Here is a 23220-nt window from a genome sequence, read left to right as displayed (position 1 = left end):
CCTTCCTTTAAATCCCTTCCCACATAAAAGTTCGCATCAAGGAGTCCTTAACTTCTTTTCTGGCTTCTTTCAGAACAGATGGGGCAGCTTCCATCCCCAATGGAAAAAAAGCATCCTTCTCTATTTCTAACCCCATCTTCTCCACAAGAGCAGGAAGCAGAATTTGTTGATAAAATTCGAGAGAGTTTCCCGATAAAAAGATAGAACCTTGATGTAAAAATCCTTGTTTAACAGACCTTTGAGCAGCTCCCCCAACTTTCTTATTCCCTACAAGGACATCATATTTTGAAGTTTTAGCTACACAAAAATTAGAAGACTCTACCTGTTTTGTTCCTATTTCTTCCGGAGCCAAAGAACCTTCTAATCCGAATAATTTATTAATCGTCTTAAGAACAAGATGATTAACAGTATGATAGTTTGCTAAAATGGAGTTTTTATAAGAAGAATGCTTCGAAGACACAAGCAAAGAAAAAGCGTAATCACCGTTATGAAACGTGACCCCTCCTCCTGTAGGACGACTTGCAGCGCTTACCCCAAAAAATTCCCAATTAGCCCGAAAGAATTTTTCAGGCTTAATAAAATACCCATAAGTTACGGGACAAATACCTTCCCAATCATACAGGTGAAGAACCGCTTCCCCCTCTTTTAAGGTATCTAGGAGTAAACGATCTTTTTTCATTAATTCTTTAGGAGTTCCTCTAATAGAATCGATAATACGCACTTTCATCATTCAATAAATTTCTATACCCTTTCTTCTAAAAAAAACAGGAACCATTCTATCCTTCTTTTATTTATTTAAAGAAGGGAACTATACTACATCAAAACAACGATCTAATAAAATTAAATAATGGTCTGCTCAAAAAAAAGATTCTCGAGCGCAAAAAAAAGATTATTACAAAACAACACTCTCCTTCTCCTTCATCATTCTATTGACGAAGAGTTGCATCATTATCATAAATGTCGTATATGCTTGAAAAGTATTCCACCTCGCCATTCAGGTTTTTATGTTTGAGAAATTTACCAATCGCGCAAAGCAAGTGATTAAGTTGGCGAAAAAAGAAGCTCAACGACTCAATCACAACTATCTAGGAACCGAGCATATCTTACTAGGATTACTAAAACTAGGACAAGGGGTCGCAGTCAATGTCTTGCGCACCCTTGGAGTTGATTTTGATACAGCAAAGCACGAGGTAGAAAAGCTTATCGGATATGGGCCGGAGATACAAATATATGGGGATCCAGCCCTCACAGGAAGAGTAAAAAAATCTTTTGAATCTGCTAATGAAGAGGCGGCTCTTTTAGAGCATAATTATGTTGGAACGGAGCACCTTTTATTAGGAATCTTAAACCAGGCTGACGGCGTAGCCTTGCAAGTTTTAGAAAACTTACACATAGATCCAAAAGAGATCCGAAAAGAAATTTTGAAAGAACTGGAAACTTTCAACCTCCAGCTTCCTCCTTCCTCCTCCTCTACTCCTAGAAATACAAATAGTTCTTCTTCATCAAAATCTTCCTCTTCCTTAGGAGGCCATACTTTAGGTGGAGATAAACCAGAAAAACTTTCTGCTCTCAAGGCATACGGGTACGACTTAACAGAAATGTTTAAAGAGTCTCGTCTGGACCCAGTTATTGGACGCTCTGCGGAAGTGGAACGATTAATTTTAATCCTTTGTCGTAGGAGAAAAAATAATCCAGTCTTGATCGGAGAGGCCGGTGTAGGTAAAACAGCTATTGTTGAGGGATTAGCTCAAAAAATTGTTTCAGGGGAAGTTCCAGAGGCTCTTCGCAAAAAACGATTAATCACCCTAGATTTAGCACTCATGATTGCGGGAACAAAGTATCGTGGACAATTTGAAGAGCGAATAAAAGCTGTTATGGATGAGGTGCGTAAACATGGAAATGTCCTCCTTTTCATTGACGAGCTTCACACAATTGTTGGCGCTGGAGCAGCCGAGGGAGCTATAGATGCCTCTCATATCTTGAAACCCGCTTTGGCTCGAGGAGAAATTCAGTGTATTGGAGCTACTACTTTGGATGAATATCGAAAGCATATTGAAAAGGATGCAGCTTTAGAACGTCGATTCCAAAAAATTGTTGTTCAGCCTCCTAGTGTTGACGAAACTGTAGAAATTCTTCGAGGTCTGAAGAAAAAATATGAGGAGCATCATAATGTCTTTATCACAGATGAAGCTCTCGTTGCTGCGGCTAAATTAGCTGACCAATACGTTCATGGTCGATTCCTCCCAGATAAGGCTATTGATCTTTTAGATGAAGCTGGGGCTCGCGTAAGAGTCAACACAATGGGACAACCTTCAGAGCTGGCACGTTTAGAAGCTGAAATAGAAAGTACAAAACAAGCTAAAGAACAAGCTATAGGAACTCAGGAATACGAAAAAGCTGCTAGTCTACGTGATGAAGAGAAGAAGCTCAGGGAAAAACTGGGAACTATGAAGCTCCAATGGGAGTCTAATAAAGAGGAACACCAAGTTCCTGTTGATGAAGAAGCTGTTGCTCAAGTCGTTTCTGTTCAAACAGGTATTCCTGCCGCACGATTAACAGAAGCTGAAAGCGAAAAACTTTTAACACTAGAAACCACTTTGCAAAAAAAAGTGATAGGTCAAGACCAAGCTGTGGCAAGTATTTGTCGAGCTATCCGTCGTTCAAGAACTGGCATTAAGGATCCTAATAGACCTATGGGATCTTTCCTATTCTTAGGTCCTACAGGAGTCGGAAAAACTTTATTAGCACAGCAAATAGCTATTGAGATGTTTGGAGGAGAAGATTCTCTCATTCAAGTAGATATGTCTGAATATATGGAGAAATTTGCTGCAACTAAGATGATGGGCTCTCCTCCTGGATATGTAGGACATGAAGAAGGTGGGCACTTAACAGAACAAGTACGCCGCCGTCCTTATTGTGTGGTCCTATTTGATGAAATTGAAAAAGCTCATCCGGATATTATGGACCTCATGCTGCAGATTCTCGAGCAAGGGCGTCTAACTGACTCCTTCGGACGTAAAATAGATTTTCGTAACACGATTATCATTATGACTTCCAATTTAGGAGCTGACTTGATTCGTAAAAGTGGAGAGATTGGCTTCGGACTTCGTTCTCACATGGATTATGGGGTTATTAAAGAGAAAATAGACGCTGCTGTTAAAAAACACTTAAAACCAGAGTTTATTAATCGTTTGGATGAAAGCGTGATTTTTAAACCTCTTGAGAAGGACGCTCTTTCTGAAATTATTCACCTAGAAATTAATAAATTGGGATCGCGTTTACAAAATCATCAGATGGCTTTGAACATTCCTGATTCTGTAATTTCTTTCTTAGTAACTAAAGGGCATTCTCCAGAAATGGGAGCTCGTCCGCTACGTCGAGTTGTGGAGCAATATTTGGAGGATCCTTTAGCGGAGATGCTTTTGAAAGAATCCTGCCGCCAGGAGGCCAGAAAACTACGTGCCCGTCTGCTAGAAGAACGTGTAATTTTCGAGCGAGAGGAAGAGGCTGCTACTCCAGCTACAGAGGAGGATGGGTTTCCGCCTCTTGTGAAAGAGGAATCATAGGCACATCAATTACCCCTCCTCCTAAACAAACATCTCCCCGGTAAAACGCTACAGTCTGTCCGGGGGTGATGGCTTTGATAGGGGTATCAAAGACGACCCGCACAGTTCCGTCTTCCAAAGGATACACGGAACATTTCTCATCAGAAGATCTATACCTTACTTTCGCACTGCAAGTAATGGGGGTTTGTAAAGGAGAAAACCAATTAAGTTCCTTTGCCACAAGCTTTTTTCGATATAGAAGAGGATGATCTTCGCCGCGCACGATATAAATAATATTCTTTTCCATGTCTTTTCCAAGAACATAGCAAGGTTTTTCCATTCCCCCAATATTTAATCCTCTTCTTTGTCCGATGGTGTAATAATGAGCACCTTCATGACAACCAATAATTTTTTGCGTATCATAATCAACAATATCCCCGGGAGAGTCCGCTACAAACTGCTCAAGAAAACTCTTAAAAGGACGCTTACCAATGAAACAGATCCCTGTACTGTCCTTTTTTGTAGCCGTCGCTAACCCGGCTTCTTGAGCAAGTTGACGAACTTCGGTTTTATACATTCCACCTAATGGGAAAAGGACATTTGACAAAGCTTCTTTTGGTGTTCCGCATAGAAAATAGCTTTGATCTTTATTGGGATCCAATCCCTTAAGCAGACCTGTCCCATCTATTCCTCCCCGGCAATAATGACCTGTGGCGAGGAAATCACCTTTTAGCTCTCGTACCTTCTTCTGCAATAAATCAAACTTAATCTCTCGATTACAAAGAACATCAGGATTAGGAGTATAGCCATTCGCATACTCTCTCAAAAACCTAGAAAATACTCTCTCTTTATATTCCTTAGCAAAAGAAACGGTATAATAGGGAATAGATAGCTGCTCAGCAATCCTAGCAACATCAAGAAAGTCTTTTGTCGCAGTACATTCGCCATTCTCGTCTTGTTCCTCCCAATTTTTCATAAACAAGCCAATAACATTGTATTTATCTTGCCTTTTCAAAAGGTAAGCAACAACAGAGGAGTCTACTCCTCCAGACATAGCAACAACAACAGTCTTACGCACAACAAACCTGAGAAAAACCCTTAAAGGAAGGGGGTCTATGCTAACACAAATACGGGATCAAAAAAACTCTTTCTTGAAGAAAAATTCTCTTTATTTGCAAAAAAAGTTGCAAAATAATTAAAAAAATTTTTCACAAAAAGGTTTGGAATAGCTTAATATTTTCAAAAATAAGATTATTATAAAAAACAACAAATTATTTTATTTGAGAATCTTTTATGGTTTATTTTAGAGTTCACCAGCCCAAACATACTCCTCAAAATTTTCCTTTACAAATAAACCGCTCGTTTTCTGAAAAACATCCCCACTTTGCTAAAGCCTTACAAGTTACAACTATAGTTCTAGCTTCCCTAGCTTTAATTGCTCTGATCGGGTGTATCATTGCCGTCTCTGCTGGAGGAGCTGCCATTCCTTTTGCTGTTATGGGAGGAATGGCCGCGATATCTGGCCTCTTCTCTGCTACTGCTGCCATTTGTTCCGCAAAAAATGCTTTAGCTAAACAGAAAAAAAAGCAACTAACTGATTCCCTTCCCCTAACAGATGCTTCGGAGCACGTTCAATACCTCACAACAGACAAGTTCCGAATGAACAATTGGGATTCTTTAAAAATTCTTGTTAATCAACTTTCAGAAATTGATCTAACAATCCAATCTTCTGAAAAAAAACTGCTAAAAGATATCTTTGGTTCTAAATATGACTCTCTTAGTCAAGTTATTGAGAAATTCCCATCTCGATTTACAGAAATACTCTCTCTCCTTCGACTAAGGGAACATTTTTATAGAGGAGAGGAACGTCACGACAAATACCTAAATACTCCGTTGCTTAGGAAAAACCGCTTCCTCACACAAATTACTTCTAATATGATTAGACTTTTACCACGTAGTGGAGGAGTCTTTTCTATCAAAGCTCACTCTCTTAGTCGGGCAAGTTATGCATTTTACACTGTGTTGAAAATCTCTTTGTCTTTGGGAGTTATAGCAGGAATTGCTAGTCTTATTATCTTTCTTCCTCCTTGCATTCCTTTCATTGCTGTTATAGGACTGGCATCCTTAGCACTGGGAACTGCAACATTTCTCATAATTCGTGGCATTAGGTATCTGCTAGAACAATCTTCAATAAACAGAAAACAGCTAGCCAAAGACATCCAATCAACTATAGGCCAGGATGTTTTAACCTCTATGGTTCATTACCAACATCAATTGCTATCCAATCTCCATGAAACTTTGTTAAATGAGGCTATTACAGCCAGATGGAACCAGCCTCTTTTCATTGAGCATTCCAACCTTAAAACAAAATTGGAAGAACTAACAGAACAATACAATGTCTTAAATACTGCCTTTGAACAAGCATTAAGAGAAGATGCTGTATTACGTTCTCAGCTAGAAAAAAGAGCTTATCTATTCCCCTTTTCGCCAGAATCTCAAAAATCGCAGCGTTCCGCTGTCTCGGAAGACGATTCGGACTCAGGTTTTCAGGAAATTGTAAAAAAAGGCACTGAAGCAGCTAAAAAACGAAGAGCAGAAAATAAGCTAAAATCTCAATCTCAGAAAGATTCTGGAGAAGAAGAGACTCTTTTCTCCATTTGGACGTCAACAAAACATCTTGCTTTTGAAGACTTATGGAAAGCCTACGAAGCTTGTACTGAAGAACAACAAGCTATTCTTCTAGAAGATTATATGAGTTACAAAACTTTAGAATGTCGTGCTGCGCTTGAGAAAGTAAGCCAAGAGTTGAAAGCCGTGCAAAAAGATTTTGCATATCTGGAAAAACAAGTTTTAGAGGCTTCTTATGAATCTAACTTAACTATGATGGATATGGCTAGAGTAAACCAAGAAAATCATCGCCTTTTGAAAATCCTTTTTGAATTACAGCAGCTAGCGCAACATCTATTAGATAGATAACTAATACAAAATTAGTCGATTAGAATTAAAATAAAAAAGAGAGCTAATAGAATAGCTCTCTTTTCTTTTTGAACCAATTATACAAGTAAGCATCTACGGCTGTGCTCCAGTACCACCACTACCTCCTCCACTTGTTCCTGAACCACTAGCAACAGTAGAGTCGGTGGCGTTAGAAATAATAACGGCTCCAACAATCATAGCAATTACAGTAACAACCATTGTACATACTGAAATACCAAAATTGGCTCGACGCTTCGTAACACAAGAAGAACAAGGCCAGTCTGTTTCTGAAGAATCACAACGGTATTGACGTGCATTTAAATACGTCGCGACATTAGTACTATTTGTTGAAGCTGTTGCCGCAAAATAGTTTTCTGGAGCTACAGCTGACTTTTCTTCGTTGGCCTGCTCAGATGGAAGCAGTGCGGAGTCTGCTTTAGTTTTTTGATTAGCTTCAACATGTTTCTTTGTAGTAGGTTTCTCCTCCCCGGCTTTCTTAGCTCTTTGAAGAGCTGCTTTTTGACGAACACGAGCATTTATAGAATTTTCATTACGTCTGACTCTTGTAGCCAATGCTTTCTCCGCATCATAACGTAAAGTTGAAGTGACACGCCCATCTCTCTTGATTTTGCTACTCATTTTGAGAGCTGCACGACTAGACTTACGCGCAGTTTTTTCTTCTGCCAACCACTCACGAATCAACTGTAGTTTCTCTTCTGGAGATAAAGAAGCCCTAGCAGCGGCAACGGCAGCAGCCTTAGGACATGGCTCTTCAGTCTTCACAGCTGCAGCATCTCTAATTTTTTTCTCAAAAAGCTTTTGCTTATCGGCTTTCCTACTATTACATAGCCAATCGAAAAACCTTTCCTCTGACGGAGCCTTGGATCTCCTTTTAATTGATTGAGAAACTTTCTTGGACTGTTTCCCACGAAGCTTATTCTCTTTTTTCGCTACCAAACGTTGCTCATAGTTTGCTAAGAACATACCAGTCTTAATACAGGAAAAAAGTGTCTTCCTACCAGAAGCAACGCTTTTCTTATTCTTTGAGGCATCTACTTCAGCTTTTTTCTTCGCTTTTCGAGGCTGCTCCACTTTCTCTGAACTAGCACGAGCTTCTACAGCACTCGGAAGAGTCTGGCTCATCTGATTAGCATGACCTACGTTATGCGTGAAAGTCAATAAGATCGAAAGCATAGCAAGTTGCGAAGTAAGCTTATAACCCATCATGACGACACTGTCTCCTAGATCCACCTTAAGGATCACCATAACAACATTAAAGCTTTTTTCACAACTTGGACGTAAAAATCTTTTTTACGGGTAAACTAATGAATTTGAGCTTCCCAATTCTTAACGAAAGCTAAAAGCTGTGGTTGGTCTGGGTGTCCTTGAAGAAACTGACGTGCTTCAAGAGACATCCCCAAATGCACAATTTTATTCACTAAATTTAAATGATTTCTGTCTTGACTTGCGAACAGAAAAAATAGCTTATCAACAGGCTTACCATCAAGCGCGCCATATTCAATACTTTTTGATAAAAATACCGGCACGACAACGTCATACCCCATATTAATTAAAAAATCTTTAGCATGAGGTAAAGCTATCCCTTCCCCTATTCCGGTAGACATGAGATTCTCCCGATGCATCAGCATTTCGAATAGCACTCCAGGATCCAATTCAAACTTATTAGCTATATAATGAGCAGTATACCGCAAAACTTCTTCCTTACTCTCTGCAAGAACATTTTTAAGGACACCTCCCCTATAGATAGCTCTATAAAGACTGTATCTAAGAGATAAATCTTTCGACTCTCCTCGATCTTCTTTTTTCTCGTCAGTAACTACCCCGTAGTTGTGGATAAGCCAGTCTTCAACTTCCTCTCTATTGAAGCGCAATTCATTATTGATTTTATAACTAGGAATACCCCCACAAGAAATCCATTGCCGAATAGAATCTTCTGTAACATCTAACAAAACAGCTAACTCATCTAATCGCAAATCCATAACTAGACTCCTGAAAAAACTCTTATCACTTCTTCAACAGTTTGTACCTGTAAAAGTTGTGACCTTTTGGCTTCATCTCGCAAAGATTGTGTTAATGCTGACAACAATTTAAGATATTCCGAAGGGGCATCAGATGGCCCTCCAATAAGAAAGACAAGACGCACAGACAGCCCATCTATAGCATCCCATAGAATGCCTTCCGAATGAATACCTAACGCAATAAAAAAATCTGCTCTTCCGTCTATCTTTCCGTGAGGAATAGCCACTCCCATACCGATACCCGTAGACATAATACTCTCTCGTGCCAATAAAGCACGGAAAAAGGCTTCTCTATCCCTTAATAGACCGGCTTTAGCTGCCAGTTCCGAAAGTTCAAAGAGAATACCTTCCCTAGTATCTGAATGCAAAAAAGTAACTAAATCTGATGAAAGTAAAGAACTTAAGGCAAAAGCTTGCTTATGATCGGCAACGCAAGACATCTTAATATTCCCCAGTATGCCCGAATCCACCGACTCCCCGCCCTGTAGCGGTTAACTCTGCTTGAGTCTCGACAAAAGACACCTGTTCAACCTTGGCAACAACAAGCTGAGCTATACGCATCCCTGGCTCTACAATAAATGTAGACTCTCCGAAATTGGCCAAAATAACCCGAATCTCTCCTCGATAATCCGCATCTACAGTTCCTGGAGACTGCAAAACGATAACTCCATACCTACTAGCCAGCCCGCTCCGAGAACGAACCTGAATTTCATAACCTTGAGGAATTTCTACTGAAACTCCTGTGGGAATTAAAACTCGCTGTCCGGGTAAAATAGCTAATGGCTCATTAATATTTGCGCGGACGTCCGCACCAGAAGCTCCAACAGTGGCGTACTCAGGCAAGGAGTTCCCAGACTCTAGTTTACAGAAAAATTTCATAGAAAGCCCTATTTTTGAAGAGCCGCCCATGATCTTCTATTCGTTGTCATCTGTCAACAAAAAAATCTCTTTAAGAGTCTTAGAAATATCTCTGGAGGCATTGTCTTTCTTTCCGGAATATGCCTGACAATTGAAAAAGCCCAATAAACTTGCTAAAGTTTCTCTGAGCTGTTTTCTTTCCACTACCTTATCAATCATCCCGTGCTCCAACAAAAACTCAGATTTCTGAGCTCCTTCTGGCAGATCTTCCCCTATTACCTGGGAAACAACTCGTGGACCAGCAAAGCAAATAAGGGCCTTTGGTTCCGCGATAATAACATCCCCTAAGGAGGCGAAAGAAGCAGTGACTCCTCCAGACGTAGGATTGGTCAAAACGGAGATATACGGGAGCCTTGCCTCATGCAACTTCGCGAGAGCCGCAGCTGTCTTTGCCATTTGCATGAGAGAAAAAACAGACTCTTGCATCCTTGCCCCCCCGGAAGCTGAGACAATGATAATCGGGAGTCTAGAATCTATAGCCTTCTCTATCAAACGGGTTAGTTTCTCTCCCACAACAGCTCCCATAGAGCCGGCCATGAAACTGAAATCCATGACAGCTAGGGCAACAGGATGTCCTCCGATCTTACAGACCCCTACTAAGACTCCTTCACTGTTAGGATTATCCTTCCGAGCCTTCTTTAGACGATTAGGATAAGAGTCCGTATCAACAAAATTTAGAGGATCTTGTGATCTTAAATCTGAGAATAAGGGACTCCAAGAATCCTTGTCTACCAACAGCGCTATCCGTTCCGAAACGCTCATTCGATAGTGATAAGAACATTTAGGGCAGCAATTAAAATTCTGCCCCAACTCATTGGCATGAATCATCTCGCTACAATGCGTACACTTCAGCCAACCATTGAAGCCATCAGCTTTTATTTTTTGCACTTTGATCTTTGGTTTATCATAAGAAAATAAACGCACAAACCATCCTCTTTACAAAAAACTGAGCGATAATTTTATTTTAATTTTTTTAATCAATCAATAATAAAATTATTGCTTACTCATTTCTACAAAGCGACTTTCTATATAATCCCAGTTAATGATATGCCGGAAATTTTTTAGATAGTCCAGCCTTACATTTTTGTATTGGAGATAGTATGCATGCTCCCATACATCTACTCCAAGAAGTGGGATCATACCCGTTGTCGCCTCTAGAGGATCTTGGTTTGCTGTAGCCTGTATCATAAGCTTCTGTTTTTGGGGACAAAAAGCTAACCATCCCCAACCGGACCCCTGTACAGCAGCAGAAGTGTCAACGAAATTCTTTAAAAAATTATCAAAAGAGCCCCAAAACTTTTCTATTAGTTTAAGTAGCTCATGACGAGGGGGAACTCCTCCTCCCTTATTTTGTGGTGCAAGCATCTCCCAAAACAGAGAGTGATTAATATGCCCCCCACCATTGAAACGCAGAGCAGGACTAATTGAAATTAGCCTGGTTAGATCTTGAGTGGTATTTGCAACATCTAACTTTTTCAATGCTTCATTTAAATTATTTATATATCCCTGATGATGCTTTTGGTGATGTATCTGCATAATCTCTGCACTAATCACAGGCTCTAAAGCGTCGTACTCGTAAGGCAAATCGGGAAGCATATAAGAAGAAAAAACCATAGCCATCCTTAAAAAATAAATTACTATCTTTGCTACTAGCTATCTTACTTGTTTCTAGGGACAAATGGGATAGATGCTTTTAGCTTATCAATAAAATATTCACTGTCAAGATTTATCCCCTTATCTACTATTCCCAGAATAAAAAAGCCTACTCTTAGCTTCTTCTGCAAACTTTTTCAAAGCTTCAAAACTTTTCTTCTCGCGCTCTTCGCGAACTGATCGCTCTTTAGAAGCTTGAGGGAAACTTTGTTTGAGTTCGAAATACAACTTGATTTTTGGCTCTGTTCCTGAAGGGCGTACAATAACTCTGCCGCCACCCTCATAATAAAAGCAAAGCATTGACATCTTAGGTAGAGTAAGTCTGTACATAGTTCCGGTAACTAAATCCTGTCCTTCACCTGTTTTGTAATTTTCAAAAGCAATTAATTTACAGCTAGATAATGACATGCAAAGAGGGTCCTGAGTCTCCCATAGATCCAATAACTCTTTCTTTCTATTAGGTTGATCAATCGGGAGATCGATGGATTCTGTTAGATTTGCGTAATAACCATAGATCTCATAAAGCTCCAAAAGAGCGTCACGCAACGTATATCCTCGCAATTTTTGCTGCAAAGCAGTCTCTGCAATGAGAGCAGCTGCTATCATTGCGTCTTTATCTTCTACATGAGAACCATACAAATACCCATAGGATTCTTCTGCTCCAAAAATGAAACGCTCCATGCCGGATCGCCACATTTCTATTTTCTCACCAATATACTTAAACCCAGCACCAACGTTAACCACGCTCCCACCATAAGCCTCGGTGATCGCTGTTAAAAGCTCCGTCGTGACAAGACTCTTCACAACTTTATCTTCAGAACCTAAAGGAGCTTGTTTAGCTTTCTGGCTAAGAATATGTGCTGCCAATAGACACGCTATCTGATTTCCGTTAAATCGATAAGGGCCATCTTCCTCCAAAGAAACAACTCCTATCCTATCGGAATCAGGATCCGTTGCGATAAACAAATCATCCTGCTGCTCCAGCATCTGTTGGATGCCTAATACTAAAGCTTCTGGGTCTTCTGGATTGGGAAGAATAACTGTAGGGAAATCTCCATCAGGGACTATCTGTTTTTCGACTAAAGAAACAGAAGAAAAGCCCCAACTTTTCAATATCCTTGGGACCATTGTTACTCCAGTACCATGTAATGGTGAGTAGCTAATTCGTAACAACGGGCCGTGCTGACGATTATCTTCTTTACACAACTGCAGTTCATGTAATGTAGTCTCGTAACAATCTTCCATCTCCTCCATAATAAAGTGAATAAGGGGATGATCTACTGTCTCAACAGCGCGAACAAAATCAACAACCTGAAATTCTTCTACAATTTCTTGATCCATAGGAGGGAGAACCTGTCCCCCCGTCGACATGTACACTTTATAACCATTGTACGCAGGAGGATTATGAGATGCCGTAATCATAATCCCAGCCTTAGCCTGAAGTTCTCGAACCGAATAAGAAACCAGTGCTAAAGGCTCTGGAATTCGAAACAAATAAGCACGAATACCATTTCCAGCCAAAACTTTAGCAGTCTCAAACCCAAACTCAGAAGAATGATGTCGAGTATCATAACCAACAACAACGCTAATATCTTCGTAAGGATACCGTCGCTTTAGTACTTCGGCTAAACCTTGTGTCGCCCTTCGAATAGTAAAAACATTCAAACGGTTTGTTCCTACCCCCATTAGGCTACGCAATCCAGCTGTCCCAAATGTTAAGATATCTCCAAACAACTCTTTTAGCTTTTCAGAATCTTTATCAAGTAAATCTAAAACGAGGGCATTGTCACAAGTATCGTCCTCAAGCCAGGATATGATATTTTTTGCAGTTTTGCGATCAAACAGCCCCTCTATTTTCTTTCTTAGGATCTCCATAATAAGACAACCTTCTAATACGTGCGAGAGATCCACCCTTACTTCCTCTAAACACAGATGCAAGCGCAGACAAACGGGACTATACTTTAGGATCCCGTTTTTGTAAAAAATTTGCTTACACTGAAGATAGAAACAAGAAGTTGAAGAACTAATTAGGAAATCCTGCAGAGGAAAAACCCAAAACAATTGCCGAATCTTTTACGTTTAACTCAAGAATGTCTAAAGGACATTCGCCAGAGAAAAAGAGTCCCCACCCAGACTTTTCCTTAGATAAACAAAGCACAACACTGCAATCACAGTCATCAAAAAAAACTTCTTCCTTACCCTGAATCCAAAGATCTTTAACCAAGGCGACCCTTGAACGATGAACAAGTTCAGCAGCTAACTTATCCAAATGAGCCTTTTTCACTACAGTCTGCACTTCAGGAAGCGAGCGATACATATTTTCTCTCCAACGCCGAAGATGCCGATCTTTTGGTATCACAGCCTCGTTCAAGAATTTTCTCAACTCGTCTTCTAATTTTTTACAATCAGAAGGCAAAACCAATCCCTCAAACAAAATATGTCCGTGGTTTTGAAAATAACGCTTATGCTCTAAGTGTAAAACAGCCCTCATACTCATCTATTTAAGCGACGAAACCCGAAAGTACTATAGACTTTAAGAATATTTCCGCCTATAAAAACCCGATTGATGTTTGAGATATTGTATTCTTAAAAAATAGTTATGCAACACACTGTAGATATCCAGACTATTGAGTCTAAATTAAATTTTACATTTTCTCATCCTCGTCTTCTAATTACTGCCCTTACGCACCCTTCTTATCGGAATGAATCTCCTTTAGCAGGAGAAGACAGTGAGCGTTTAGAGTTTCTTGGGGACGCTGTTTTAGGATTAATAGTTACTGAACATCTTTTCCTTCTTTTTCCTTCATTGGATGAAGGCCTCCTGTCAACTACACGAGCAGCCTTGGTAAATGCAGAGGCTTGTTTCGGATATACTCAGAAATTGTCTCTAGGAGAGCATCTCTTGATAGGGCGTGGAGAAAAAATGCAAAGTGATAGAGGAAAAATCTCTGCTTATGCCAATCTCTTTGAAGCTGTTTTGGGAGCTGTTTACCTAGATGGGGGGTTGTCTCCAGCTAGACAGATCGTTGTTCCCTTACTCCCAGACAAAAATGCTATTCTTCCTCTCATGCTTGTCAATCCTAAAAATCGCTTGCAACAATTGACACAACAAACGCTGAAAGTCCTCCCTTCTTATACAGCTGTTCCGTGGCCATCAGAAGATGGCTCTCCTGGATATCGTGTACAAGTCTCTGTTAACGGAGAACTTTGGGGAGAAGGCTTTGCTGGATCAAAAAAAGAAGCAGAAAAACTTGCAGCCAAACAGGCATTATCAACACATGACAACAAAAATTAAAACACAATGGGCTTGTACGGAGTGCGGCTCTTATTCTCCAAAATGGCTAGGACAATGTCCTGGGTGTCTTCAATGGAACACTTTAGTCGAAGAAAAAACCTCTTCTAAACTAAAAGTATCGTCTTCTTTATCAGGTATCGCCACACCCATACCACTTAATCATATCGAATTTCAGGAAGAAATACGGATCCAAACACGATCCCAAGGCTGGAATCGCCTTCTTGGAGGAGGAACCGTCCGCGGCAGCCTAACCTTATTAGGAGGAGATCCTGGTATAGGTAAGTCTACTTTATTACTTCAAATGTCTTCCCAATTCGCAGAACAGGGTTATAAAATATTGTATGTTTGTGGAGAGGAGTCAGTATCTCAAGTTTCGTTACGAGCTCAACGCTTGCAAGTCTTCAGTAACAATATTTTCCTGTTTCCTGAAACTAACCTTGAAGATATTAAAGAGCAAATTACCCTCATTGCTCCAGATATATTAATCATAGACTCTATTCAGATCATTTTTTCTCCATCGTTAAGCTCTGCTCCAGGATCTGTTGCTCAGGTCAGAGAAGCTACAGCAGAGCTTATGCATATCGCTAAACAAAAACAAATCACGACCTTTATCATCGGACACATTACCAAATCAGGAGAAATTGCAGGGCCTCGTATTCTGGAGCACCTAGTAGATACCGTTCTTTATTTCGAAGGAAATGCACACGCTAATTATCGTATGATTCGCTCCGTTAAAAATCGCTTTGGACCAACTAACGAATTATTGATTTTAGCTATGCATGCAAATGGATTACGTGAAGTAGAGAATCCTTCAGGGCTCTTTCTGCAAGAAAAAATCGTAGAAACGACAGGTTCTATCATCATTCCTATTGTCGAAGGATCAGAAACCCTTCTCGTAGAGGTTCAAGCGCTCGTTTCGTCTTCTCCGTTCTCTAATCCTGTACGCAAAACCTCAGGGTTCGATCCTAACCGATTTTCTCTACTCTTGGCAGTTTTGGAAAAAAGAGCAAATATTAAGCTATATTCATCTGACGTTTTTCTTTCGATAGCTGGTGGATTAAAAATCACACAACCTTCTGCAGATTTAGGCGCAGTTTTGTCCGTTGTTTCTTCTTTGCATAACCGTAGCTTGCCTAAAGATTACACGTATACCGGTGAAATTGGCTTGGGAGGAGAAATTCGCCATGTTACACACATAGAACATCGGATCAAAGCAAGCATTACCATGGGATTCAAAGGCATTATTGTACCCTTTGGGCAAATAAAAAGTTTGTCTAAAGAATTCCTGAACCAAATTGACATTATTGGAGTAAAAACAATCAAAGATGCTGTCCGCTTACTACAATGACCCTTTTTTAGCTGATTTTTGTCTAGGAAACCGCCCTCTACGTTTAGCATCTCGACAATCGCCTTTAGCAATTCTACAAGCTCATGAATGCTTAAGAAAGTTACAGGCTTTTTTCCCTCGCTTATGGGGAGAAGTTATCACGACAAAAACCACCGGAGATCTCGATCAAAAAACTCCCTTACATTCTGTAGAAAATACAGGCTTTTTCACTGATGCTGTCGACTTTCTCACTAAATCTGGGCAGTCTCATCTTGGAATACATTCTGCCAAAGATCTCCCTGAAAACCCCAAAGCCACTGTGGTAGCCATTACAGCAAGCGTTGATCCTCGAGACGTTTTAGTATTTCATGAAAAATACCTCTACAGCCCCTTTCCTCTCCGCCCATGTATAGGAAGCTCTTCTGTGCGTAGAAAAGAACTTCTTTCTTCTCTATATCCTTCAGCCATTATTGTAGATATTCGCGGGACTATCCAAACTAGATTAACACTTTTAAAACAAAAAAAATTTGATGCCATTGTTGTAGCAAATGCAGCTATCAATCGAATAGGACTGCATCTTCCTTATACACAAATTCTACCGCCCCCTTATCACCCTTTTCAGGGACGCTTAGCAATTACAGCTTCACAACATATAGAAAAATGGAAAAATTTATTTTTAACCTGTAAAATAACAGAAAGTACAGAGATGCTTAATTTTTTTTACTAAAAAGAATCCGTAAGATTTTTTAAACAAAAAAAAACCTTTAAAAAAAAGACTTTTTGAGGAAAACTTTTTCTCAACGTTTTTAATTTTAGGTAGAAATTATGCCAATCTCTCCTACAAATTTAGATAACTCACGGCCTGCTTCACCTCAATCCCCGTCTACAGATGAGCGAAGATTCAACACAGGCTCAATAGAATCCAGCCTCAGTAATTTTGACTGGGAAAGCCTCCTTAACAGGTTAGCATCAATCGCCAGAGCATTCTTTTCTGATCCTTGGAAGCTGCTTCCCTTTGTCGGTTTGATCATCGCAGGGAAGCTGATTCATGATAGAGCTACAAAAAAGAGCAACGATCAGTGGGAATTAAGGTTCTGTCTGTCTATGCTTGGAGGATCTGGTGTGCTTGTCATGGCTCTTATGGCCACTATCGCTTTAGTTGTAATCTCCTGTCTATTCTATTTGTTAGGCCAAGGGATTAGCTGTATGGTTGACCGTCGCCGCAACTAAATAGTGCCAAGTATCTTTGAACAAACAATTTTTTAATAACATTGAGAGGCTCCGGCCTCCTGAAAAATTTTACGGAGATAAAGTATGGATCCTATTGCATCTCTTTCAGAGGTTTCGGCGTCTTTTTCGCATGACCCAATTTCTTCAGCAGAAGAGCACAACAAACCTAAGAAGAATACCGTCTCTGGACATCTGCTGTTTGTTTTGGCTTTGCTTCCTGTTCTGGGATTAGGAGTGGCCGCTTATTTATGCTTAGTACGTCCTACTAAAAATTGGGAAGAATCCGCTAAAGTTGCTATTGCTGGAGGACTCGGTGTTTTTGTTGCTAGCATGGCTGCTTTGCTCCTTGTATCGATAGTCTTCTCAATCTTCCACTTGCTATACTTAGGAGTGCGCCAACTTTGTTGCTGCTCGTCACCTAATGTAAATTATCAATAGTTCCTTTTTCTTTTTGAGTAAGTAAGTGCTAATTTCTAGAACCTTTTTCTTTCTATAAGGAAAAGGTTTTCTTATGTTTTTTCTCTGTATTTAATCAAAAAAACTTTGTGCCATAGACAGATAAGCTTGCCGATAAACCTCATATTGCTTTTGCGGATCGTTTAAGCAGCGAAGTAGAAAAAACTTCTGAAATAAAAATATTTTCTTCTCCCGCCAGATAAGCCCATCTAAATAACTCAATGAATCACCATCCAAACATTTCCCAATTAGAGCCGACCTTCCGTATTTGCATTGACAACGGGAAAAATGAGCTTTAACGGCTGCCTGATCTCCTGTTAACGCTAAATAATACCCCCACAAAATAAAGGCTTCTGAACACTCTGATTCCCCATTATTTTTAAAAAAATTACTACTTAACAACTTATAGGCCTGATCCTGGTCTCTATTCCACAAACAAATTTGTATTCTATAAACCAGAATGTGTTTACGCTCTTCTTCATCAGCGAGATTGTAAACAGCTTGCAAAAGATCAACAAAGAACTCTACTTCCTCATTGATAAAAGCTTGCAAGCTGAATAAATCTAAAGCATATAGCTGTAGGACAAAAGAAGTTTTTAGTAAAAGTTCTTTTGCTTTCTGATACTCCTTATTCTGTAAGGCCTCTATCCCTTGAACAAATAAGACTAGATTTGCAATCTCTTCGTTTTGCGGTGATTCAGAAAAAATAGCCTCATCAGCAAAATCTACTAAAGCTGCTGAAAATTGAGAAAAAGCTTCCTGATTTCCAGAAGCACATACAACATAAAAAATATCGGCAACGGCTTGATAATCTCGTAAATCCCTAGCTCTTTGAAAAAGTTCTGGAAGAAATAAAGAAAAGCCTGTCCAGAAACAAAGGAATAGCTCCATCTTAGAAGACCTAAACTGCAAAGGAGCTTTATCTATCCGACAAAACAAAGTAGCTTGTTGTTTGTAATATATGACCTCAAGAAACCGTTCTTCTTCTCTTACGCTGATTTTTTTGGGAGCAACCCACAAAATCAATAACATGAATACTAAGGCTTCACTACGATGCTTATGCAAGCTGTCATACAAACGAAAACAAAGGTGATCCTCTAAACGTGAAATCTCAGGATGCTGTGCATATCTTTTTAAAGCCAAAAGTAGACATCTTATCTCTTCTATAAAACTTCCATTTCTCTGATAAACTAAAGCCTTACCTAAATATTCAAGAGGAGCCCCTGCACTCTCATGCAAATCATCGAAAAAACTAAGAGCTTGGGTTAAATCCCCTCCTTGTTCCTCTATCTGAGTTAATAGTGTCACGCCTAAACGAAACTGAGCCTCATAACTTTCTTTTCGTCCAGGAAAAGAATCCCTGATTTTTCGGTAGAAACTTGCAGCCTGATCGTATAATTTTTCGGATAAAAATGCATCAGGAATAGCTAAGCAACTTACACGTAAAGCCCCACTGCTTTCTAAGATTATGATATCACTGACTCCCAACAAATCTTGAATAACTACCCCTATCCGCTTTCCTAAACTAGGAAGATAATCTATGTGTATAATGAACAAAGTTTGATCAACAAAGACTGCAATCTTGTTATCGGATTTCTCTATCGTGATTGCAAAACGAGACTGTTGAGCAATAATCCCCTGAGTCTTTTTTTGAATCTCTATCCCATTTTTGATGAGAGAAACTATGAGTTCATTCTTTTGAACAAAAAACCACAATCCATATCCACAATAAAACTCTCCTTTATCAGCTTCTTTTGAAGGTGGAAAGAGAATTCCCATTCCCTCTTCTAGGGAGCTTTTCAAGATCGTGTACTCAACACGCATACAAGAACCAGCTTCCATATTAGAAAGCATAAAATGATACCATTGGGTTGGAGAGTGTGCCAGCGCAGGAAAGTAGCGAGAAAGAAGTATAGGTTCGTAATACTTCCAACATCCTTTATCTTTAGCGGTTAACACAGTTCTTACAGTCCATTCTGGATCACCGTGAAGATATGGCTCCAAAGCCTTACGCAGCTCTTGAACAGAAGAAAATCTTTCTTTAGGATCTATAGCTATTGCTTTCATAGCAATCTGCGATAAAGAAGGAGGAATTTCCCGATAGGGAGACATCTCTATAGGAGACAAGATAGTATCTTCATAATGAGAAAGCTTTCGTCCCTTTTTCTTTCTATAAGGGAAAGCTAGAGTCAACATCTGATAAAGAATGAGCCCGAGTGCATATATATCCGTTTTCTCTGAAGCTTCTACTCCTAACAAGGTTTCAGGGGCCATATAATCAGGAGTCCCCACAATCTTGCCGGGGATTGTCATGCTGGAATAACAAATATTATCTTCGTTAAAGGGGGAAATATCAGTCTCTCCCCTTTCTTGAAGCAGCTCTTTAGCATGCTTAAATATAGCTGCTCCCCAGTCAACAATGACAACTTCTCCAAATAAGCCTAATAAGATATTATCAGGCTTCAAATCACGATGTAGCACCCCTTTAGAATGAATATACTCTACGGTGGCACAAATTTTATCAAAAATAGGAAGAAAAGCTTTAACGGAGGTTTTTTCTTCTAGTTCTTTAGAAAAAATCTCCTTTTGCCAAACACTTTTTAATAAATTTTTTAAAGAAAATCCCTCTATGTAGGGCATGGTATAGTAAACCGACTCACCATCACTACATATCGAGTATACTGGAACTATACCAGGATGTATAAGGTCCGCCGCAATTTTTGCTTCCCTAAGAAAACGTTTCCTAAGCAAATCATTCCCATTAAGATCCTCTCGGATCTTCTTCAAAGCTACCCTACGAGAGCAAGCTTTGTCATGAGCCAAGTACACCTCACCCATGCCCCCTTTGCCAATCAGTCTAATCAATTCATACCGTTGCAAAAGAAAAGCCTCTTTTAAAGCGACGCTAGTTTATCTAAAATACTTTGCAACTCTCGCTGATTATTCCTTAAAGAGTCTTCTTTACTTTGCACTAATTTTGGATTGGCCCGAGTACGAAAATCCTCACTTGCTAATAATTTAGACAAACTTTCTATACTATTTTCTAAGCGAGATTTTTCTTTTTCTAAGCGTGTTCTCTCTTTAACAATCTGCTCAGCGGGTAGAATTACCCCAACTTGAACTCCTTCAACAACTCCTAAACTGAAAACGCAATCTTTGGGAGCTTCAGAAAGTTGTTCTACAGTTTCCACTCCTCCTAAAGTACAAATTATTGGAATATATTCTCTCGGGAACTCTTCCTTTTTAGAATTAATGATAAAAGCTTTCAAAGCTTGTCTAGGATCTAATTGCATTTCTCCGCGAATGTTACGAATTGTATAAACTAATTTTTCCACGAAAGCAAAAGACTCTCTGAATTCTTCAGGAAAAGCAAGATCAATAGACTTAGGATACCCTGTAACCATACAAGCTTCCGCTCGCAACATACTAACAGCGTGACTCGTTACCGTATCACCTAAGCCATCCCCTTTTTTATTTCCAAATATCGTCTTTAATCTCTGAAAAAGAGTTTCTGTAATATAAGGAACAACCGGATGTAATACTCCTAAAATGTTAACTAATAAGGTGGCTAAAAGCTTACGTTTATTAGCTCGCTGCTCATCACTACCCTGTTTGCTAAATAGGGTAGGTTTAATGATTTCTAAATACGTAGAACATAAATCATTCTTAAAAAAGTCATAGGCAAGAGAAGCTATTTTATCAAAAGAATAGTTGGTGTAATACTCATCTACACGAGCCAATAACTCATTGAAGCGATCTAAAATGTAAAAGTCTTCTAAACCAAGCAATTCTTTGTTAATGCCCTCTTCCAAGTCACGACTTGTCAATTCCGAAATATGTCCGAAAATAAAACGAGCGCCATTCCATAGCTTGTTTATGAAATTCTTATATTCTTCAAATAAACGATAATCGAGATCAATTTGTTCGCCACGATTTGCACAAGAGCATAATGTCAAACGGACAGCATCAGCGCCGTACAATTCAATCATTTCAATGGGATCGATAACATTACCCTTAGATTTCGAAAGCTTCTCCCATTTAGCAACTACATTCTTAGGGAGAGGTTTTCCTTTATCATAATCACGCTTCTGTTCCCCAGAAACATAGGTCCAATCTCCTTTCTCGTCATACTGTTTATAGGACTTACCGAAAATTAACCCATGCAAAAAAACATCAGCAAAAGGTTTGGTATCAGTCATAGATGAACACATCAAAACCATACGAGTGACCCAAAAGAAGAGGATATCATGTCCTGTTACTAAAACAGAAGTTGGATAAAACTTTTTCAAATCCAGACTTTCTTCATTAGGCCAACCAAAGCAAGTTAATGGCCATAATCCAGAGGAGAACCACGTGTCTAACACATCAGGATCTTGATACCACGACTCAGGATCGTTCGCTACCTCTTCAGGGATACCTTCTCCGTCGAAACAAATTACTCGGTCTTCTTCGTATTTGTTATGCCAAACTGGAATACGATGTCCCCACCAAAGCTGCCGACTGATACACCAATCTTTAAGATTATTTACCCAAGTCAGATAGTTTTTTATAAATTCTGGAGGGAAAAGATGAATATCCTTGCTATTTACAAATTCTCGTAAAGATTCTCTGAAAGAATTAACAGAAACAAACCACTGCTTAGAAAGGTAAGGCTCAATAATAGCTCCGGAACGATACGAAACTCCCACTCGGGAAGAATACGCTTCTTTTTTAACAAACAAGTCCAAGGCTTCTAAAGACGTTACAATACTTTCACGAGCCATCTCTTTAGACAAGCCCGTGAAAATTCCCCCGTTTTCATTAATTTCCCCCGTAGGAGTCAAAATATTGATCATCGGCAAATCATGATCAATCCCAGTGCGATAATCATTTTTATCATGAGCGGGAGTAATCTTCACAACTCCAGTTCCAAAAGATGGGTCTACAGAAAAATCTCCAATAATAGGAATTTCTCTATTCACAAAAGGAACAACTACCTTAGAGCCTATTAGGTGACTATATCGCTCATCATCAGGAGAAACTGCAATAGCAGTATCTCCTAATAAAGTCTCTGGACGTGTTGTAGCTACTGTAATAAAGTCCTCTGAACCTACGATGGGATACCGAATATAATACAACCACCCATCCCGCTCCTCATACTCTACTTCATCATCAGCCAAAGCAGTTTGCAAAATAGGATCCCAGTTGACTAGATAATATCCTCTATAGATCACTCCTTGATCAAACAAGATCTTAAAAGCTGTTTTCACAGCCTTGTTTGCTTCTGGATCCATTGTAAATCGCAAACGAGACCAATCACAAGAACACCCTAGCTGTCTCAATTGAGAAAGAATTACGTTCTGGCTTTTTTCTTTCCAATCCCAAATATGCTTCAAAAATTCTTCTCTCGAGAAATCGGTTCGTCGTTTACCAAGTGAAGCCTTTAAATGTCTCTCTACAACTGTTTGTGTAGCTATTCCGGCATGATCCGTTCCAGGAACCCAACAGACCTCAAATCCTTGCATACGTTTGTAACGAACAAGCATATCCTGCAAAGTATTCACAAGAGCATGTCCCATATGTAGGATCCCGGTCACGTTTGGTGGAGGCATCACTATAGAATACGCCGGTTTTTTACTATCTGCATTAGCGATAAACATACCGGAGTGTTCCCAAAACGAATACACCCCAGCCTCTGCGCTTTTAGGATCATACGCTTTAGGAAATTGATCTTCGTTCATGCCATACTTCCCATTTATTTGACTGTTCTCGTACCTCAGGTCTTAACCTGCCTGAACTCTA

19 protein-coding genes are annotated in these 23220 nt (G+C 39.6%); 7 read left to right on the top strand and 12 right to left on the bottom strand.

Annotated elements, in window-relative coordinates:
* Positions 1 to 7: 7 nt before the first annotated feature.
* Complete coding sequence (locus IJ490_RS00655; protein ID WP_291891837.1) at positions 8 to 727, bottom strand: lipoate--protein ligase family protein; 720 nt, start codon at positions 725 to 727, stop codon at positions 8 to 10.
* Positions 728 to 1004: 277 nt separating this feature from the next.
* Between IJ490_RS00655 and IJ490_RS00650 the strand changes: the two genes are divergently transcribed.
* Positions 1005 to 3566 carry an ATP-dependent Clp protease ATP-binding subunit gene (locus IJ490_RS00650; protein WP_291891366.1) on the top strand — a complete coding sequence of 854 codons (2562 nt, stop codon included), beginning with the start codon at positions 1005 to 1007 and terminating at the stop codon, positions 3564 to 3566.
* Here IJ490_RS00650 and mnmA read toward each other — a convergent pair.
* On the bottom strand, positions 3520 to 4623 hold the full coding sequence (gene mnmA, locus IJ490_RS00645; protein WP_291891364.1) for a tRNA 2-thiouridine(34) synthase MnmA: 1104 nt from the start codon (positions 4621 to 4623) through the stop codon (positions 3520 to 3522). The genes IJ490_RS00650 and mnmA overlap by 47 nt on opposite strands.
* Before the next feature lie 215 nt (positions 4624 to 4838).
* On the opposite strand from mnmA, the gene IJ490_RS00640 reads away from it, so the two are divergent.
* The gene (locus tag IJ490_RS00640) at positions 4839 to 6521 is read left to right on the top strand and encodes a hypothetical protein (protein WP_291891362.1); all 1683 of its coding nucleotides are present in this window, start codon (positions 4839 to 4841) and stop codon (positions 6519 to 6521) included.
* Between the two features lie 93 nt (positions 6522 to 6614).
* Here the strand turns inward: IJ490_RS00640 and IJ490_RS00635 are convergent, their stop codons facing one another.
* The 8 genes from IJ490_RS00635 to IJ490_RS00600 all read right to left on the bottom strand — a co-directional run bounded on the left by IJ490_RS00635 (position 6615) and on the right by IJ490_RS00600 (position 13622).
* Positions 6615 to 7787, bottom strand: coding sequence for a hypothetical protein (locus IJ490_RS00635; RefSeq protein WP_291891360.1), 1173 nt, complete (start codon positions 7785 to 7787; stop codon positions 6615 to 6617).
* A 56-nt stretch (positions 7788 to 7843) separates the two neighbouring features.
* On the bottom strand, positions 7844 to 8521 hold the full coding sequence (locus IJ490_RS00630) for a PTS sugar transporter subunit IIA (protein WP_291891358.1): 678 nt from the start codon (positions 8519 to 8521) through the stop codon (positions 7844 to 7846).
* A 2-nt stretch (positions 8522 to 8523) separates the two neighbouring features.
* Positions 8524 to 9000, bottom strand: a complete 477-nt coding sequence (locus IJ490_RS00625) for a PTS sugar transporter subunit IIA (RefSeq protein ID WP_291891355.1) — start codon at positions 8998 to 9000, stop codon at positions 8524 to 8526.
* Between the two features lies 1 nt (position 9001).
* On the bottom strand, positions 9002 to 9439 hold the full coding sequence (gene dut, locus IJ490_RS00620; protein WP_291891353.1) for a dUTP diphosphatase: 438 nt from the start codon (positions 9437 to 9439) through the stop codon (positions 9002 to 9004).
* Between the two features lie 36 nt (positions 9440 to 9475).
* Positions 9476 to 10402: an acetyl-CoA carboxylase, carboxyltransferase subunit beta gene (accD, locus tag IJ490_RS00615; RefSeq protein ID WP_291891351.1), complete on the bottom strand. Its 927-nt coding sequence runs from the start codon at positions 10400 to 10402 to the stop codon at positions 9476 to 9478.
* Positions 10403 to 10471: 69 nt separating this feature from the next.
* Positions 10472 to 11092, bottom strand: a complete 621-nt coding sequence (locus IJ490_RS00610; protein ID WP_291891349.1) for a superoxide dismutase — start codon at positions 11090 to 11092, stop codon at positions 10472 to 10474.
* Positions 11093 to 11212: 120 nt separating this feature from the next.
* A complete protein-coding gene (locus IJ490_RS00605) occupies positions 11213 to 13006 on the bottom strand; it encodes a phospho-sugar mutase (protein ID WP_291891347.1) in 1794 nt (597 codons plus the stop codon).
* A gap of 148 nt (positions 13007 to 13154) precedes the next feature.
* Positions 13155 to 13622 carry a DUF5070 domain-containing protein gene (locus IJ490_RS00600; protein ID WP_291891345.1) on the bottom strand — a complete coding sequence of 156 codons (468 nt, stop codon included), beginning with the start codon at positions 13620 to 13622 and terminating at the stop codon, positions 13155 to 13157.
* 108 nt (positions 13623 to 13730) lie between these two features.
* On the opposite strand from IJ490_RS00600, the gene rnc reads away from it, so the two are divergent.
* The 5 genes from rnc to IJ490_RS00575 all read left to right on the top strand — a co-directional run bounded on the left by rnc (position 13731) and on the right by IJ490_RS00575 (position 17421).
* Positions 13731 to 14426, top strand: coding sequence for a ribonuclease III (rnc, locus tag IJ490_RS00595; protein ID WP_291891343.1), 696 nt, complete (start codon positions 13731 to 13733; stop codon positions 14424 to 14426).
* On the top strand, positions 14410 to 15774 hold the full coding sequence (radA, locus tag IJ490_RS00590) for a DNA repair protein RadA (protein WP_291891341.1): 1365 nt from the start codon (positions 14410 to 14412) through the stop codon (positions 15772 to 15774). The genes rnc and radA overlap by 17 nt, the downstream gene beginning before the upstream one ends.
* On the top strand, positions 15752 to 16480 hold the full coding sequence (locus IJ490_RS00585; protein ID WP_291891339.1) for a hydroxymethylbilane synthase: 729 nt from the start codon (positions 15752 to 15754) through the stop codon (positions 16478 to 16480). The genes radA and IJ490_RS00585 overlap by 23 nt, the downstream gene beginning before the upstream one ends.
* A 98-nt stretch (positions 16481 to 16578) precedes the next feature.
* Positions 16579 to 16983, top strand: a complete 405-nt coding sequence (locus tag IJ490_RS00580) for a hypothetical protein (protein ID WP_291891337.1) — start codon at positions 16579 to 16581, stop codon at positions 16981 to 16983.
* Between the two features lie 84 nt (positions 16984 to 17067).
* Positions 17068 to 17421: a hypothetical protein gene (locus IJ490_RS00575; RefSeq protein WP_291891335.1), complete on the top strand. Its 354-nt coding sequence runs from the start codon at positions 17068 to 17070 to the stop codon at positions 17419 to 17421.
* Between the two features lie 90 nt (positions 17422 to 17511).
* Here the strand turns inward: IJ490_RS00575 and pknD are convergent, their stop codons facing one another.
* Complete coding sequence (pknD, locus tag IJ490_RS00570) at positions 17512 to 20319, bottom strand: serine/threonine-protein kinase PknD (RefSeq protein ID WP_291891333.1); 2808 nt, start codon at positions 20317 to 20319, stop codon at positions 17512 to 17514.
* A 14-nt stretch (positions 20320 to 20333) separates the two neighbouring features.
* The gene (locus IJ490_RS00565; RefSeq protein WP_291891330.1) at positions 20334 to 23159 is read right to left on the bottom strand and encodes a valine--tRNA ligase; all 2826 of its coding nucleotides are present in this window, start codon (positions 23157 to 23159) and stop codon (positions 20334 to 20336) included.
* Positions 23160 to 23220 lie beyond the last annotated feature (61 nt).

The sequence above is a fragment of the Chlamydia sp. genome (genome assembly GCF_017472245.1).
In the GTDB taxonomy this organism is placed as follows: domain Bacteria; phylum Chlamydiota; class Chlamydiia; order Chlamydiales; family Chlamydiaceae; genus Chlamydia.
The sequence above is the reverse complement of the archived record's forward strand: the minus strand, read 5'-3'. Positions and strand labels throughout refer to the sequence as shown.

Bases quoted from the DNA above. Each gene is read 5' to 3' on its own strand.
- IJ490_RS00625 (WP_291891355.1), bottom strand. From the start codon at position 9,000: ATGTCTTGCGTTGCCGATCATAAGCAAGCTTTTGCCTTAAGTTCTTTA.
- radA (WP_291891341.1), top strand. From the start codon at position 14,410: ATGACAACAAAAATTAAAACACAATGGGCTTGTACGGAGTGCGGCTCT.
- IJ490_RS00640 (WP_291891362.1), top strand. From the start codon at position 4,839: ATGGTTTATTTTAGAGTTCACCAGCCCAAACATACTCCTCAAAATTTT.
- rnc (WP_291891343.1), top strand. From the start codon at position 13,731: ATGCAACACACTGTAGATATCCAGACTATTGAGTCTAAATTAAATTTT.
- dut (WP_291891353.1), bottom strand. From the start codon at position 9,439: ATGAAATTTTTCTGTAAACTAGAGTCTGGGAACTCCTTGCCTGAGTAC.
- IJ490_RS00635 (WP_291891360.1), bottom strand. From the start codon at position 7,787: ATGGTGATCCTTAAGGTGGATCTAGGAGACAGTGTCGTCATGATGGGT.
- IJ490_RS00585 (WP_291891339.1), top strand. From the start codon at position 15,752: ATGCTGTCCGCTTACTACAATGACCCTTTTTTAGCTGATTTTTGTCTA.
- IJ490_RS00655 (WP_291891837.1), bottom strand. From the start codon at position 727: ATGAAAGTGCGTATTATCGATTCTATTAGAGGAACTCCTAAAGAATTA.
- IJ490_RS00630 (WP_291891358.1), bottom strand. From the start codon at position 8,521: ATGGATTTGCGATTAGATGAGTTAGCTGTTTTGTTAGATGTTACAGAA.
- IJ490_RS00565 (WP_291891330.1), bottom strand. From the start codon at position 23,159: ATGAACGAAGATCAATTTCCTAAAGCGTATGATCCTAAAAGCGCAGAG.
- IJ490_RS00605 (WP_291891347.1), bottom strand. From the start codon at position 13,006: ATGGAGATCCTAAGAAAGAAAATAGAGGGGCTGTTTGATCGCAAAACT.
- IJ490_RS00600 (WP_291891345.1), bottom strand. From the start codon at position 13,622: ATGAGGGCTGTTTTACACTTAGAGCATAAGCGTTATTTTCAAAACCAC.
- IJ490_RS00610 (WP_291891349.1), bottom strand. From the start codon at position 11,092: ATGGTTTTTTCTTCTTATATGCTTCCCGATTTGCCTTACGAGTACGAC.
- IJ490_RS00580 (WP_291891337.1), top strand. From the start codon at position 16,579: ATGCCAATCTCTCCTACAAATTTAGATAACTCACGGCCTGCTTCACCT.
- IJ490_RS00575 (WP_291891335.1), top strand. From the start codon at position 17,068: ATGGATCCTATTGCATCTCTTTCAGAGGTTTCGGCGTCTTTTTCGCAT.
- IJ490_RS00650 (WP_291891366.1), top strand. From the start codon at position 1,005: ATGTTTGAGAAATTTACCAATCGCGCAAAGCAAGTGATTAAGTTGGCG.